This is a genomic window from Microbacterium sp. BR1 (genome assembly GCF_002812725.1).
Classification (GTDB): domain Bacteria; phylum Actinomycetota; class Actinomycetes; order Actinomycetales; family Microbacteriaceae; genus Microbacterium.
Genome location: NZ_NMUN01000004.1, coordinates 450,516 through 465,536, shown reverse-complemented (window position 1 = coordinate 465,536; position 15,021 = coordinate 450,516). Strand labels below are relative to the sequence as shown.

Annotated in this window: 12 protein-coding genes; all 12 read right to left on the bottom strand. The window is 68.8% G+C overall.

Features of this window, described 5'->3' with window-relative positions; genetic code table 11:
• Positions 1 to 178: 178 nt before the first annotated feature.
• The 12 genes from CGU35_RS06365 to alaS all read right to left on the bottom strand — a co-directional run bounded on the left by CGU35_RS06365 (position 179) and on the right by alaS (position 14,966).
• Positions 179 to 1,783 carry a Rieske 2Fe-2S domain-containing protein gene (locus CGU35_RS06365; RefSeq protein WP_100810729.1) on the bottom strand — a complete coding sequence of 535 codons (1,605 nt, stop codon included), beginning with the start codon at positions 1,781 to 1,783 and terminating at the stop codon, positions 179 to 181.
• A gap of 134 nt (positions 1,784 to 1,917) precedes the next feature.
• Positions 1,918 to 4,896, bottom strand: a complete 2,979-nt coding sequence (locus CGU35_RS06360; protein ID WP_100810728.1) for a DEAD/DEAH box helicase — start codon at positions 4,894 to 4,896, stop codon at positions 1,918 to 1,920.
• Between the two features lie 18 nt (positions 4,897 to 4,914).
• Positions 4,915 to 5,325: a transcription antitermination factor NusB gene (nusB, locus tag CGU35_RS06355; RefSeq protein ID WP_100810727.1), complete on the bottom strand. Its 411-nt coding sequence runs from the start codon at positions 5,323 to 5,325 to the stop codon at positions 4,915 to 4,917.
• Between the two features lie 4 nt (positions 5,326 to 5,329).
• Complete coding sequence (gene efp / locus CGU35_RS06350) at positions 5,330 to 5,890, bottom strand: elongation factor P (RefSeq protein ID WP_100810726.1); 561 nt, start codon at positions 5,888 to 5,890, stop codon at positions 5,330 to 5,332.
• 93 nt (positions 5,891 to 5,983) lie between these two features.
• The gene (aroQ, locus tag CGU35_RS06345; protein WP_100810725.1) at positions 5,984 to 6,442 is read right to left on the bottom strand and encodes a type II 3-dehydroquinate dehydratase; all 459 of its coding nucleotides are present in this window, start codon (positions 6,440 to 6,442) and stop codon (positions 5,984 to 5,986) included.
• Between the two features lie 51 nt (positions 6,443 to 6,493).
• Entirely contained in the window at positions 6,494 to 7,579 is a 1,086-nt protein-coding gene (gene aroB, locus CGU35_RS06340; protein WP_100810724.1) for a 3-dehydroquinate synthase, read from the bottom strand.
• Positions 7,576 to 8,094, bottom strand: coding sequence for a shikimate kinase (locus CGU35_RS06335; RefSeq protein ID WP_100810723.1), 519 nt, complete (start codon positions 8,092 to 8,094; stop codon positions 7,576 to 7,578). The genes aroB and CGU35_RS06335 overlap by 4 nt, the downstream gene beginning before the upstream one ends.
• A complete protein-coding gene (aroC, locus tag CGU35_RS06330) occupies positions 8,078 to 9,307 on the bottom strand; it encodes a chorismate synthase (protein ID WP_100810722.1) in 1,230 nt (409 codons plus the stop codon). The genes CGU35_RS06335 and aroC overlap by 17 nt, the downstream gene beginning before the upstream one ends.
• Positions 9,308 to 9,311: 4 nt before the next feature.
• A complete protein-coding gene (locus tag CGU35_RS06325; protein ID WP_232711172.1) occupies positions 9,312 to 10,160 on the bottom strand; it encodes a shikimate dehydrogenase in 849 nt (282 codons plus the stop codon).
• A gap of 1 nt (position 10,161) precedes the next feature.
• On the bottom strand, positions 10,162 to 11,832 hold the full coding sequence (mltG, locus tag CGU35_RS06320) for an endolytic transglycosylase MltG (RefSeq protein WP_100810720.1): 1,671 nt from the start codon (positions 11,830 to 11,832) through the stop codon (positions 10,162 to 10,164).
• 3 nt (positions 11,833 to 11,835) lie between these two features.
• Positions 11,836 to 12,303, bottom strand: a complete 468-nt coding sequence (gene ruvX, locus CGU35_RS06315) for a Holliday junction resolvase RuvX (protein WP_100810719.1) — start codon at positions 12,301 to 12,303, stop codon at positions 11,836 to 11,838.
• A complete protein-coding gene (gene alaS / locus CGU35_RS06310; RefSeq protein ID WP_100810718.1) occupies positions 12,300 to 14,966 on the bottom strand; it encodes an alanine--tRNA ligase in 2,667 nt (888 codons plus the stop codon). Before alaS ends, ruvX begins: the two co-directional genes overlap by 4 nt.
• Positions 14,967 to 15,021 lie beyond the last annotated feature (55 nt).

Below are 15,021 nucleotides of genomic sequence, written 5' to 3'. Positions count from 1 at the left end.
CCTTCTCCGCCTCACGGGACGGTGTTAAAGGTTGCTGTGCCTGTCTACCCTACCGGACCTCGCGCGTCCGTTGTCTCGCTCACGGCCCCACCGACGCCGAAACACCCATCGTGCGGCGAAACACCCTGTGTCGTGTGGTGTTTCGCCGCAGAAAGGGTGTTTCGCCGAGATGAGAGGGTCAGACGGCGGCGGGAGCGGATGCTCCGGGCCCAGAAACAGCGTCCGCGTCCAGCACATCGGTCGCGTCGGGGGTCGCGTGCGCCCGGATCGGGTGACCCTGCGACGTCAGGCAGCGACCCGACGTCAGGTCCCACTTCCAGTCGTGGAGGCTGCACGTGAGCACGCCGTCCTCGATCTTGCCCGTCTTGGTCAGGTCGGCGCGCAGGTGCGGGCAGCGGCGCTGCACGACCCAGTCGCCGAGCTGAACGTCCTCGGTCTGGTCCGACTGCTCGGCGTACCAGTTCTCGACGTACTCGATCCGGTCGCGCGAGAGGCACTTGAGGAACGTCGTGAGGAACTCGTTGAACTTGCCGCTGCGGCCGACCTCGAACTCCATCGACAGGAAGATCGAGTTCGACCAGTCGATCTCGTGATCGCGGATGTTCGTCGACACCAGGTCCGCCGGGATCGTGTACCAGTAGATGCACTCCTCGCCGGCGTACTCGCGCACCTTCGCCTTGGGGAAGTCCACGACCATGTCGAGGTCCCCGATGCGGAACCGGACGTTGCCGCCGACCCCGTCCCGGATCGTGCGGGCCCGGCGCAGCAGCGGTTCCCACCAGGACTTGATCGCTGCGAGCATCTCCTCGGGCGGCAAAACGGGGGCGCGGGACGCCTCCTCCGCGCGCACCTCGTCCTGGCGGGAGTCGCGCTGCTCGGCGAGGTAGTCCCACTTCTCGCCGTAGATGTGCTCGATCTCGGCCTCGCTGTAGAGCGTCTGCGTGACCTCGAGCTCGCCGTGGTTGAGGTCGACCTGCGTCCCGGGGATGAAGAGATGGCCCTTCTGCTCCGGACGGACCTCCGCCATGTGCTCGAGGAACTGGCGCGAGTCGGTGAAGATCGAGTCGTCCTGCTCGCCGTAGCCGTTGTAGCGGAACAGCTCCTCGCGCAGGAACATGGGCGGCCCCGCCATCGGGAACACGTGCGGGGCGTCGACCTTCTCGATGTAGTACATCGCGCGCTTGTTCTGCGCGTCGCGCTTGAGCTGCGCGAAGTGCTGCTTCGAGTCCTGCGGCAGGTCGTAGACCATGGGCCACCAGATCGCCCCCGACACCTGCGTGAAGTACGCCTCGGGCTTCGAGAACGACAGCAGCTTCTCGAGGTCGAGCGGGTGCGAGTCGTTCTGGTTCAGGATGCTGGCGGTGCCGTCGTCGACGCTGAGGGACGAGTCCCCGATGGGACCGTCGCTGGGGGCGCGCAGGGGCGTCACCATGATCTTCAGCTCACCGAACTTCAGTGTCTCCCCGTTCGGGGTGTAGACGATGTTCTCGTACCCGAGCGCGCGCAGATCGTTCTCGAGGTCGTCGGTCGGGTAGTCGGGCAGCAGGACCGCGATGTCCTTGCGGACGTAACGTTCGAGCATCCGCGGGTCGAAGTGGTCACGGTGCCGGTGCGAGATGTACAGGAAGTCGGCGGCGCCGAAGCGTTCCCAGTCCAGCGCCCGGTTGTCGGGGAACGGGAACCACGAGCCGAAGAAGCTCGGGCCGATCACCGGGTCGCAGAGGATGGATCCGCCGAGCGTCTCGATGAACATTCCCGCATGGCCGAGGCCCGTGATGCGCATGTCTGCCCTTCCTGTCCGACAGCCCTCGAGTCTACGCGCGGGGTCCTGAGACCCCGGTGAACGGCACCGTGACAAAACGACGCCGCGACAAAACGATGCCGTGACAAAACGACGCCGCGAGCAGGGCGGCACGATCACCCGTCGAGCAGAGAGCGGATGTCGTCTGCCGTCAGGTCCTGCGCGAAGAGCGCACCGTCATCGACCACGGCGTCGAAGAGCCGGGCTTTGCGCCGTTGGAGTGCGAGCACCTTCTCTTCGATCGTATCCGCGGCGATCAGGCGATAGACGATCACGTGCCGGTCCTGTCCGATGCGATGCGCGCGGTCGACAGCTTGCGCTTCCGCCGCGGGGTTCCACCACGGGTCGAGGACGAACACGTAGTCGGCCTCCGTGAGCGTGAGGCCGAACCCTCCGGCCTTCAGGCTGATCAGGAACGCGGGGGCGTCGCCCTCGCGGAACCGCTCGATGACGTCAGTGCGGTTCCGGGTCGATCCATCGAGGTAGGCATGGCCGATGCCGGCGGCGTCCAGCCGGTCCGCCGCGAGCCGCAGGAACGACGTGAACTGGCTGAACACCAGAGCCCGATGCCCCTCGGCGGCGACCTCGACGAGTCGGTCGAGCAGCGCATCGAGCTTGCTGGCCGGGATGTCGGCGTGACGGGCGTCGATCAGCGCGGGCGAGAGACTCAGCATTCGCAGCAGGGTCAGCGACCGGAAGACGATGACGCGGTTGCGGTCGAGGTCCTGCAGCAGCCCCATCACCTTCTGACGCTCGCGCTGCAGGGTCAGGTCGTACAGCTCGCGATGCTGCGGATCGAGCGTCACCCGCAGCTCGAGCTCCTGCTTCTCGGGGAGTTCGGGCGCGACCAGCGCCTTTGTGCGCCGCAGCAGCAGAGGACGGATGCGTCGGCGCAACCGCGCGAGCCGCGCGGCGCGGAACTGCCCTCCCTCCTCGTTCTCCGGGACCTTGCCCTGCTCGATGGGTTTGACGTACGCCTCGGCGAACCGCGGGGCCGACGGGAACAGGCCCGGGGCGGTGAGCGCCAACAGGGCCCACAGGTCCGACAGCCCGTTCTCGAGCGGAGTCCCGGTGGCGGCGAAGACGGAGTCGGCGCGCAGTTCGGCCACAGCTCGGTGGAGCTGGGTGCGCGGGTTCTTGACGAACTGCGCCTCGTCCAGGATCACGACCGACCACACGATGCCCTCGAACTCTTCGCGGTCGAGGCGGACCAGGGCGTACGAGGTCAGCACGATGTCGGCATCCGTCACCGCTTCGGCCAGAGACGAGCCGCGCTTCGCGCTCGTGGCATCGACGACCCGCACGCGCAGATCCGGGGTGAACCGTGCGGCTTCCGCGGCCCACGACCCGACCACCGAGGTCGGAGCCACGACCAGCAGGGGACGCCGCTCGCCCCGCTCGCGGGTGTGGGCGGCGAGAGCGAGCAGTTGCACGGTCTTGCCGAGGCCCATGTCATCGCCGAGGATCCCGCCCAGACGGTTGCGCCAGAGGAACACGAGCCAGTCGAAGCCCGCCTGCTGGTAAGGGCGCAGCGTCGCTTCGAGCCCGATCGGCGGCGGGGTGTGCGGCACGGTCTCGGTGCCGCGAAGTCCCGCGGCGAGCTCGCGCCAGGTGATGGCGGGCACGGACTGGTCCGCGAGGTCTTCGAACTCGCTCCACAGATCGGTCTGGTGCCGGTTGATGCGCGGCGCGGTCTCCCACTCCGCCAGTTCGCCGGCCTCGTCGATGAGGTCGCGCAGCCGCTGCAGCGCCGGGTGCGCGAGCGAGAAGTATGCCCCGTCCGAGAGCAGCATCTTCTTGCGTCCCCGCACGAGCGCGCGAAACAGCGGGCCGAAGGGCACCGCGCGCCCGTCGATCGTCACGAGTACCCCGAGTTCGAACCAGTCCGGATCGGTCGTCTCGAGCGTGCTGACACTGATCGCGGGATCCCCGGTCAGTTCTGTGTAGACGCGACGGGGCGCGTTCCCCTCGACCCGGACCCGGTCGAGCGCCGACCAGACAGGCAGGATGCTGGTCGCGAACTCGGCGGCGTCGACGCCCCGCAGGCGCCCGGTCGGTGCGAAGGGCGCATCGGATGCGCCGCGCCAGACGGCCTCCAGATCAGACCCGATGTCGACCTCCGCGTCGAGCTCGCGGTCGGGGTGCGGCGCGGGCGCGTACGTAAGGCGCGTGAGCCCGGGGTAGGACCATTCGATCCGGTACTCGACGTCATCGTCACCGAAGTCCGTCGTGATCACCGCGGTCGGTTTCGGCGGGGTCGGGACCGTGATGCCTCGGCCCGCGGTCACCCGCGCGCGCCGCACCAGGCGCGGCAGTCCGTCCGCGAGGAACTCCTCGCGCTCCTCACCGGGGATCAGCAGGCCCTCGTCCTGGCCGAGGAGGGCGCGCGTCGCCTCCGGCAGCCGGCAGGGGGCGAGCACGAGCGGCAGCGGGTCGCGATCGAGCCCGGCGACGTAGACGCCGATGTGCCCGATCGGGCGGATGACCGAGTCCTCGGCAGGAACGCCGTCGACGACGACCCGAGCGCGGATCCGCAGCGCCTCGCCGGCATTCGTCACGTCGATCGCCGCCGAGGCCTCGTGTGCAAGGAGCACGGTCTGCTGCTCGCTCGTCGAGACGAGGGGGATCCCGACCGCGCGTGCGGCCCGCAGGTGCGGCCAGAACAGGCTGGATTCGACAGGGTCGAGTGTCAGCCACTCCCCCGGGTCGGCGAAGGGCCCGACCGTTCGCACGCCGAGCAGGAGCGTCGCGAGCTCGGCGAACCAGCGGACGTGAGCGGCGTCGAAGTCCTGTCCGGGGCGCCGCACCGAATCCCACGAAACCCGTCCTTTGATCCAGGCACCCGTGTTCGCGCTGCGCATGAGCGGACGCACACCCAATGACAGATCGTCACGGCGGCCCATCAGGCCGCGCGGGTGGACGGTGTCGATGCGTCGTGGCGCCCAGTCGTCCGAACGATAGGGCGTGCGCTGGCGCAACTCGATACCGAGCGCGAGCGGAATACCGCCGGCGGCATCTCCCACCTCGACGAGACTGCGCCACGTGGACGCCGACGGCGCGTCGAATCTGGGACGATCGACGGAGGGAGAGGTCACGTCGTCGGATCTACCCGATCAGGCCGAGCGCGAAACTCGCGCGAGCACACCGTGCACGAACGAGCCCGAGTCGTCGGTCGAGAACTCCTTCGCGAGCTCCACGGCCTCGTCGATCACGACGGCCGTCGGAACCTCGTCGTTGTGCAGCAGCTCCCACACGCCCATCCGCAGCAGTGCACGATCGACCGCGGGCATCCGCTCGATCTTCCAGTCCTTGCTGTGCGTCGCGATCAGTTCATCGATCTCTTCGCTGTGGTCGATGACGCCGTCCACGATCTCGCGGGCGTAGAGCCAGGATGCCTCGCGGGCGGGCTCGCTCGCGGCTCGTTGAGCCTCGGCAGCCAGGATCACTCCGGGCGCGTCGCCGCGCACATCCGCCTGGAAGAGGATGTCGAGGGCGCGCTTGCGCGCCTTGGTCCGAGCGCTCACCCGGTCAGCTCACGCGGCCGAGGTAGTCACCCGTGCGGGTGTCGACCTTGACCTTGGTGCCGGTCTCGAGGAACAGGGGAACCTGGATCTCGTAGCCGGTCTCTACCGTGGCGGGCTTGGTGCCGGCCGATGAGCGGTCACCCTGCAGGCCCGGCTCGGTGTAGGTGATCTCGAGCACGACGGATGCGGGCAGTTCGACGTACAGCGGGTTGCCGTTGTTCAGCGCGATCTGCACCTGCTGGTTCTCGAGCAGGAAGTTCTTCGCCTCGCCGACGGTCGCTGCCGCGACCGTGAGCTGGTCGTAGTCGGCCGTGTCCATGAAGACGAAGTTGTCGCCGTCGCTGTACAGGTAGGTGAAGTCACGGCGGTCGACGTTCTCGATCTCGATCTTCGCGCCGGCGTTGTACGTGCGGTCGACGGTCTTGCCCGAGACGACGTTCTTCAGCTTGGTGCGCACGAAAGCGCCACCCTTGCCGGGCTTGACGTGCTGGAACTCGATGACGTTCCACAGCTGTCCATCGATGCTGAGGACGACGCCGTTCTTGATGTCTGCGGTGGATGCCATGAGAGAGGGATTCCGTTCGTATGTGGGGCGCGCTTCGTGCACGCTGAGCCCGCGACAGGCGAGCCGACATTCGATTCTACGGGATGAGGCTGCTCAGCCGTCCGCCGCGCCCGTGATGACGGCGATCAGCAGCCACACGGCCCTCGAGTACCCCTCGGCGCCCTCGCCGATCACGTGCACCGCGGCGACATCGCGCACATAGGAGTGATGACGGAATTCTTCGCGCTCGTACACGTTCGAGATGTGCACCTCGGCGACGGGCAGACCGACACCCGAGAGTGCGTCGCGAAGCACGACAGAGGTGTGCGTGAGCCCGCCCGGGTTGATGACGATGCCCGCACAGTCGTCGCGCGCCGCGTGGATGGCGTCGATCAGCACACCCTCGTGGTTGCTCTGGAGCGCGCGTACCTCGAAGCCGAACGCGGCCGCGGCGTCCGCGGTGATCCGCTCGACGTCCGCGAGTGTGGAGCTGCCGTAGATCTCCGGCTCACGCGTGCCGAGCAGGTTGAGGTTCGGGCCGTTCACGAGCAGGATGCGGCGGGGCACGGTCATGCTCACCAAACTAGCGGGCGCATCGCTTCCGCAGACTCATCGACCGGCCGCTCAGCCGCCCGCGACCTCCTGGTACGCGGCGAACAGGAGCGAGTCATCCGGAGCCTGCAGCACCGTCGGGCGCGCGATATCGTCCAGCACGATGAAGCGCAGCAGACCCCCGCGGCTCTTCTTGTCGCGCTGCATCGACGCGAGCAGCGTCGGCCAGGCGCCCGCCCGGTAGGTCGTGGGCAGACCCAACAGGTTCAGGATGTCCCGGTGACGTGCCGCCGCCGCATCCGGCAACCGTCCCGCCAGACGTGACAGTTCGGCCGCGAACACCATCCCCACCGAGATCGCCGCGCCGTGACGCCAGCGGTAGCGCTCGGCGTGCTCGATCGCGTGTCCGAGGGTGTGTCCGTAGTTGAGGATCTCGCGCAGACCCGACTCGTGGAAGTCCTCGCTCACGACCTTCGCCTTCATGCCGATGGCGAGTTCGACGCACTCACGGAAGACGGGGCTCGAGACATCCGTCGCCGCAGCGGGGTCGGCCTCGATCGCATCGAGAATCTGCGGATGCCAGATGAAGCCGGCCTTGACGACCTCGGCGAACCCGGCGACGGCCTCGTTCTTCGGCAGCGAGGCGAGCAGATCGAGATCGCAGATCACCGCGCGCGGAGCCCAGAACGCCCCCACGAGGTTCTTGCCCTCGGCCGTGTTGATGCCGGTCTTGCCTCCGACGGCCGCGTCGACCATCCCGAGCACCGTCGTCGGTACCTGCACCAGGTCGACGCCGCGCAGCCACGTCGCCGCGACGAACCCCGCGAGGTCGGTCACCGCACCCCCGCCGAATCCGATGACGGCATCGGTGCGCGTGAAGTCGGCCTGGCCCATGATCTGCCAGCAGAACGCGGCGACCTCGACGCGCTTCCCCTGTTCGGCATCCGGGATCTCGGCCAGCAGCACCTCGCGCGCGCCGTCGTCCATCAGGCGCTCACGGAGTTCGGCGGCACGGGCCCCCAGCGTCGGCGGGTGCACGACCAGTACCTTGCGCACGGTCGGGGCGAGGGCCGCACCGACGCGATCGAGGATCCCTCGACCCACCGTGATGTCGTAGCCGGGTTCGCCCGTGACGGTGATGGTGGTGACGTCGTTCATTCGTCTGCTTTCAGCCAGTCCAGAACGGCCGTCGCGACGTGCGCGATCGGGCCGGAGGATGTGTCGAAGGTCACGTCGGCGACCTCCTCGTACAGGGGACGCCGCTCGGCGTAGATGCGCTCCCAGGCGCCCACGGGGTCGTCTCCCGCGACCAGCGGCCGGTTGGCGTCACCGATGCGTGAGACCACCGTCTCCGGTGACACCGTCAGGTACACCACCCGGTGTTGCTTCAGCGCCGCTCGTGTGTCCGGGTCGAGCACAGCTCCCCCGCCGACCGAGACCACGGCGCCGCTCGCCAGGGCATCGGCGACCGCCTCCCGCTCGATCGCGCGGAAGTGCGCCTCGCCGAACTCCGCGAAAATCTTCGGGATCGGGCCGTGGTCGCGCACGATCACACGATCCGTGTCGACGAAGGGCACGTGCAGGCCGCGCGCGACGCGTCTTCCGATGCTCGTCTTGCCCGCGCCCATCGGACCGATGAAGACGATGGCTCGGTTGTCAGCCGAAGAGTTCATGCTCGACGAGAGCCGCCTCGGACGCGGGGGTCGTGCGGAGCGTCTCGGGAATCGCGGCCAGGTAGCCCTCGAGGTTGCGGCGCGTCTCGCCGACGCTGTCGCCGCCGAACTTCTCGAGCACGGCGTCCGCGAGAACGATGGCGACCATGGCCTCGGCGACGACGCCCGCGGCGGGAACCGCGCAGACATCCGAGCGCTGGTGATGCGCCGCGGCCGTGTCGCCCGTGGCCACATCGACCGTGCGGAGCGCGTGCGGGACCGTGGCGATCGGCTTCATGCCGGCGCGGACGCGCAGCACGGTTCCGGTCGACATGCCGCCCTCGGTGCCGCCCGCGCGGTCACTCGCGCGCGAGATGCCGGCCTCGGTGGCGAAGAGTTCGTCGTGCGCCGCCGAACCGCGGCGGGTCGTCGTCAGGAAGCCGTCGCCCACCTCCACGCCCTTGATCGCCTGGATGCTCATCAGCGCCTGGGCGAGCTTGCCGTCGAGACGCCGGTCCCAGTGCACGTGCGATCCGAGCCCCGGGGGCAGACCGTACGCCAGCACTTCGACGATCCCGCCGAGCGTGTCGCCGTCCTTGCGCGCGGCATCCACCTCGGCGACCATCCGAGCGGAGGTCTCGGGGTCGAAGCAGCGCAGGTCGTCGGCATCCAGGGTGTCGACGTCATCGGGACCGGGCAGGGCGGACCCCTCGGGAACCCGCACCGGGCCGATCGAGAGCGTGTGGCTCACGAGACGGATGCCCAGCTCGGCGAGGAATGCGCGGGCGACGGCACCGAGCGCGACACGGGCGGCGGTCTCACGCGCGCTCGCGCGTTCGAGAATGGGACGTGCCTCGTCGAAGTCGTACTTCTGCATGCCGACCAGGTCGGCATGTCCGGGCCGTGGACGCGTCAGCGCCGCACCGCGCCCGCGCGACATCTCGGTCAGGTCGACAGGTTCGGCGCTCATGACCTCGACCCACTTCGGCCACTCGGTGTTGCCGATGCGCAGAGCGATCGGGCTGCCGAGGCTCAGGCCGTGGCGCACTCCGGCCGAAATCGTCAGCTCGTCCTGCTCGAACTTCATGCGCGAGCCGCGGCCGTGCCCGAGCTTGCGGCGTTGAAGATCGGCCTGGATCGCGGCGGTCGAAACGGGGACGCCGGAGGGCAGACCCTCCATCATGGCGATCAGTTCGGGGCCGTGCGATTCGCCGGCGGTGAGAACGCGGAGCATCCTCCTAGTCTCCCATGAGCGCGGAGCGCATAGCGGCGAACACCGCGTGCTCGTCGGGCAGCACGGCCTCGACATCCCCCGCGACGAAGAACCGGACCTGCAGCAGGGCTTGGTGCAGCAGCATCGACAGTCCCGACATCACGCGCGCATCCGTCGCCGACCACGCCTCCGCCAGTGCGGAGGGCCAGGGGCTGTAGGCGACATCGAGCAGTGCTCCACCGCCATCCACGAGCGACGAGACGATCTCGGGAGAGAGCACGGTCCCGCCCGGCAGCGTGCTGATCGAGACGTCCGCGGTGCCGTGCGGTGTCGTGCCGAGTGGATAGGGATGCACGTCGACGCCGATGCGATCGCCCAGGTCGACGAGCGGCGCGATCGCCGCGAGGCGACGGGCGCACACGTCCACGCGGCGCGTGCCGCGTTCGCCCAGCGCGACGATGGCCGACGATGCGGTGGCGCCCGCGCCGACCAGACGTGCGACCTCGGGCGACGAGACGCCGAGTTCACCCAACGCGCCGACGAGTCCGCCGACATCGGTGTTGACCCCGTGCGGTCCGGCGTCCGGGCTCAGCCGCAGTGTGTTCACGGCTCCCGTGAGTTCGGCACGACGATCGCGACGAGCGGCGGCCGCGAAAGCGCGCTCCTTGAGGGGCATGGTCAGTGACAGACCACGCCACTCGGGACCGAGACCCGCCAGGGCCGCGTCGAATCCGTCGGCGTCCACCTCTCGTCGCGTGTAGCTCCAGGGCAGTCCCAGCACGGCGTACGCGGCCGAGTGCAGCTCGGGCGAGCGACTGTGCGCGACGGGGCTGCCCCACACGGCGAGCGTCGCGGGGCCGGCGGCATCCGTCACGTCAGCAACCGCCGTCGGGGTTGTCGGCACACCATTGCTGCCACTGCTCGACAGCCTTCTGATGCTGGGCATACGTGTCGGTGAACACCGTCTCGCCCGTCTCGAGGTTCACCGTCACGAAGTAGAGCCACGTGCCGTCGACCGGGTGCATCGCCGCGTCGATGGCGACATCGCCCGGGTTCGCGATGGGCCCGACGGGCAGCCCCTCGACCACGTACGTGTTCCAGGCGTTGTCGTCCGCCAGAGCCTCGGCAGATGTGCTGACGGTGCCGTCGTGCATCTCCTTGTAGCCGTACTGCGCCGTCGAGTCCATCTGCAGCTTGCCGTACGTCTCGGGGTTTCCCGGCTGCAGACGGTTCTGGATGACGCGCGAGACCTTGTAGAAGTCCTCGGTCTCGCGCGCCTCGCGCTGGATGATCGAAGCGATCGTGAGAATCCGCTGGCGATCGTCGACGGGCACCCCTGCCGCGTCCAACGAGCGGACGGCCTGATCCACCATCGCCTGGATGACCTGCGGCGCCGTGATGCCGGGGTCGAAGGTGTAGGTGGCCGGGAACAACCAGCCCTCGAGGCTCGCCGCGCTCACGCCGTAAGCGGCGGGGTCCGCGACCGCGGCCTGGAAGTCTTCGATGGGCAGGCCGATGCCCTCCGCAAGGTACGGGAGAGTCTGCTCTACCGTCAGCCCTTCACGGACGAGAGCCGAGTTCTCGAGCTTGTTCTCCGGGTTCTCCAGCGCCGCCAGCGCGGCGGCGGAGGTCATCTTCTGCTGCAGCTTGTACACGCCCGGGTAGAACGTCGGAACCGCGTCGAGGTCGAGTAACCACGAATAGAAAGCACCGGGAGTCTTGGTCACACCGGCGTCGAAGAGGGTCTGCGAGATCGCCTGTCCCCCGTCGCCCGACGCGATCGTGACGAGCGCCTCGCCCGTTGCCTCGCCGTCGGCGTAATCGCGCGGCTCTTCCCACCCCATCAGGGCCCGGATCGGGCCCTCGTAGTTGCTCCACGCCCAGGCGGCTCCCAGACCGATACCGCCGAACAGCAGGACGACGACGCCCAGTGCGATCCAGCCGCCGATGCGACGGTTGCGGCGCTTCTCTTTCTTCGACGGGACGATGCGCTTCTCCTCGGCGAACAGTTCGTCGAGGGTCATCGTCGAAGCGGCGTGACCGCCGGTCGCGACCTGCTCGAGTGTGGGAGTGCCCGAGCGGCTCGTGTGCCGGCGCGAAGCAGCCGCGGCATCCGTGGCGATGCCGCCCGGAATGCCCTCGGAAGCACGTGCGGCGCGCGACGTCGCCATCGGCTCGGGCGTGGCCTCGGACGCGGGCACCGGGTCGGGCGTGACGGGCGCACCGGAAGCCGGCGCAGAAACCGGCGCAGAAACGGGGTCCGCGCCAGCCTGCGCACGACGGGTGGGCGGTACGACGGTCGGGCTCTCGCCCGTGGCGGCGCGCTGACGCATCTCGCGGCGCGAAAGGGGAACCTGGCGCGCCGCGGCATCCTCCGCGGAGGACGAGGGCAGCGGCGGGGTTGCGGTTCCGCGCTCGGCCGCATCACGGGAAGCGGATTCCGTGGGCTCCTCGACCGCGCGCCGGCGCGGATCGGGCAGGCGCCCGAACAGGGCGGCGAGGTCGTCGTCGCCCGGATTATCGTCGGGACGCTTGTCGTCGGACATCAACTACTCCTCGGGCAGGACGGGTTGACCGGCCGGAAGCCCCGTTCGCTTCTCGACATCGAGGGCTTGCTGCAGGAGCACGACGGCGGCGACCTGGTCCACAATGCTACGTGAACCACGCTGTGAGCGCCCGGAGCGGCGCAGGGCGTCGTTTGCCGTCACGGTCGTCAGGCGTTCGTCGAGCAATCTGACGGGCAGAGCGGATGCCTCGGCCACCGCGCGCGCGAAGTCGCGGGCATCGATGGTCGATGCCGTCTCGCGCCCGGCGAGGCTGATCGGTAGCCCGACGACGATCTCGACCGCGTCGAGTTCGACCGCGATCGCGGCCACCCGGGCGACGGGATCACCGCTCGCGCGCGGGACCGTCTCGACCGGCGTCGCCAGCAGCCCGTCACGGTCGCAGCGCGCGACACCGACACGGGCAGTGCCGACATCGACTCCGAGTCGTACGCCCGGCCGGAAACCGCTCACGCGGGGCGAGTCTCGAGGGCGGAGCGAACCGCGGCAAGACCCGCGGGGATCGCCGAGGGATCCGTTCCGCCGCCCTGGGCAACGTCGTCGCGACCGCCGCCTCCCCCGCCGAGGGCCGCCGCAGCGCCCTTCGCGAGGGCACCCGCTTTGGCTCCCGCTGTGCGCGCGGCCTCGTTCGTGGCGACGATGACGACGGCCCGGCCGTCGACGTCTCCCCCGAGCGCGACGACCGCGGGCTCGGTCCCCAGGCGGTCGCGCACGGCCGTGACGAGCTGGCGCAGATCGTCCTGTGACGCGACGGAACCGACCGATTCGGCCACCAGGGCCGTGCCGGAAACAGTCGAGACGGTCTGGGCGAGCGCGGGAACCCGGTCGCGCAGGGCGCGGGTTTCGAAAGCCGCGATCTTCTTCTCGGCGGCCTTCAGACTTGCGGCCAGCTCGGCGATGCGCGTGGGCAGCTGGTCACGCGGGGTCTTGAGTGTCGATGTGAGCTGTGCGACGATCGCGCGCTCCGCGGCGAGTTCGCGGAACGCGTCGAGGCCGACCAGCGCCTCCACACGACGGTTGGATGCCCCGACCGACTGCTCGCCGACGAGGTTGATGAGGCCGATCTGAGCGCTCGTCGACACGTGGGTACCACCACACAGCTCGCGCGACCACGGGCCGCCGATGTCGACCATGCGCACGACGTCGCCGTACTTCTCTCCGAAGAGCGCCTGGGCGCCAGCGGCCTTGGCCTCGTCGAGCGAGAGCACCCGGGTGGTCACTTCGAGGTTGTCGCGCACCGCGTTGTTGGCGATCTCTTCGATCTCGGACTTCGTGGCGTCGGACAGGGCCTGTCCCCACGCGAAGTCGAACCGGAGGTAACCCGCACGGTTGAGGGATCCGGTCTGCGACGCGGACGACCCGAGGGTGTCGCGGAGCGCCGCGTGGATCAGGTGTGTAGCGGAGTGCGCCTGCTGGGCCGCGCGCCGGTTCACGGCGTCGACGACGGTCGTCGCGGCCTGGCCGACGCCGACCTCACCCGTCGTCACCTCGACCGTGTGGCTGATGAGCCCCGGCACCGGACGCTGGACATCGAGGACCTCGAGCTCGTAGCCGGGGCCGACGATCACCCCCTTGTCGGCGACCTGTCCGCCCGACTCGGCGTAGAGCGCGGTCTCGGCGAGGATCACCTCGGCGATCTGACCCGCGCCGGCTCGATCGGCGGGCATGCCGTCGATGAGGATGCCGAGCACGCGAGTCTCGGTCTCGAGATCGGTGTACCCCGTGAACGACGTCTCACCGAGCGCACGCAGTTCGCGGTAGATGCTCGTGTCGGCGAGCTGCCGCTTGCGCGACTTCGCGTCCGTCTTCGCGCGGGTGCGCTGTTCGAGCATGAGCGCATCGAACGCGGCGCGGTCGACCGACAATCCGGCCTCCTCCGCGATCTCGAGCGTGAGATCGATGGGGAACCCGTATGTGTCATGCAGCAGGAACGCCTCTGTTCCGGAGATCATCGTGCCCCCGGCATCCTTCATCTGAAGGACCGAGTCGTCGAGCAGGCTCGACCCCGCCGCGAGCGTCCGCAGGAACGTGGCCTCTTCCGCGAGGGCGTACTGCTCGATGCGCGGGTAATCGGTCGCGACGATCGGATACGACTCCTTCATCGCGTCGCGCGATGCGGCGAACAGCTCCGCGAACGTCGGGCCGTCGACGCCGAGCAGCCGCATGGAGCGGATGGCACGACGCATCAGGCGGCGCAGGATGTAACCCCGGCCCTCGTTCGAGGGCGTCACCCCGTCCGAGAGCAGCATGAGCGATGAACGGACGTGGTCGGCGACCACGCGGAAGCGGATGTCGTCCCGGTGATCCGCACCGTACGTGCGACCGGAGAGCTCGACGGCACGGTCCAGCACGGGACGCACCTGGTCCGTCTCGTACATGTTGTCGACACCCTGCTTGATGAACGCGACGCGCTCGAGTCCCATGCCGGTATCGATGTTCTTGTTCGGCAGTTCGCCCACGATGTCGAAGTCGTACTTCGAGCGCACGTTGGTGATCTCGTACTGCATGAAGACGAGGTTCCAGATCTCCACGTACCGGTCGTCGTCGGTCGCGGGCCCACCCTCGATGCCGTATGCGGGACCGCGGTCGAAGAAGATCTCGGAGCACGGGCCCGCCGGGCCCGGCAGGCCCGTCGACCAGTAGTTCGTGTCCTTGCCGAGGCGCTGAATGCGCTCCTCCGGCAGATCCGTCAGGGAGAGCCAGAGGTCGTAGGCCTCGTCGTCCTCTTCATAGACCGTGACCCACAGGTCCTTCGGGTCGAAACCCAGGCCACCCTCGGCGTCGGGGGTCGTCAGCAGCTCCCACGCGTATCGGATCGCGCCTTCCTTGAAGTAGTCGCCGAACGACCAGTTGCCGAGCATCTGGAAGAAGGTGCCGTGACGGGGTGTGTGACCGACCTCTTCGATGTCGAGGGTGCGGATGCACTTCTGCAGGTCCGCCGCGCGCCGGAAAGGCGCCGGGACGTCACCGCTCAGATACGGGATGAACGGCACCATGCCTGCCACGGTGAAGAGCAGCGCCGGGTCGTCGGTCACGAGCGAGGCACTCGGCACGATCACGTGACCGTTCTTCTCGAAATAGTCGAGGTAACGCTGAGCGATCTCGGCGGTCTTCATGAGCGGGATTCCTCGCAGGGGTGAGCGCGTGAATGATCGGCCACCGGGTCAGAGT

Coding starts and splice junctions, on each gene's coding strand:
- CGU35_RS06365 (WP_100810729.1), bottom strand. CDS start 1,783: ATGCGCATCACGGGCCTCGGCCATGCGGGAATGTTCATCGAGACGCTC.
- efp (WP_100810726.1), bottom strand. CDS start 5,890: ATGGCATCCACCGCAGACATCAAGAACGGCGTCGTCCTCAGCATCGAT.
- aroQ (WP_100810725.1), bottom strand. CDS start 6,442: ATGACCGTGCCCCGCCGCATCCTGCTCGTGAACGGCCCGAACCTCAAC.
- aroB (WP_100810724.1), bottom strand. CDS start 7,579: ATGAACGACGTCACCACCATCACCGTCACGGGCGAACCCGGCTACGAC.
- CGU35_RS06335 (WP_100810723.1), bottom strand. CDS start 8,094: ATGAACTCTTCGGCTGACAACCGAGCCATCGTCTTCATCGGTCCGATG.
- aroC (WP_100810722.1), bottom strand. CDS start 9,307: ATGCTCCGCGTTCTCACCGCCGGCGAATCGCACGGCCCCGAACTGATC.
- mltG (WP_100810720.1), bottom strand. CDS start 11,832: ATGTCCGACGACAAGCGTCCCGACGATAATCCGGGCGACGACGACCTC.
- alaS (WP_100810718.1), bottom strand. CDS start 14,966: ATGAAGACCGCCGAGATCGCTCAGCGTTACCTCGACTATTTCGAGAAG.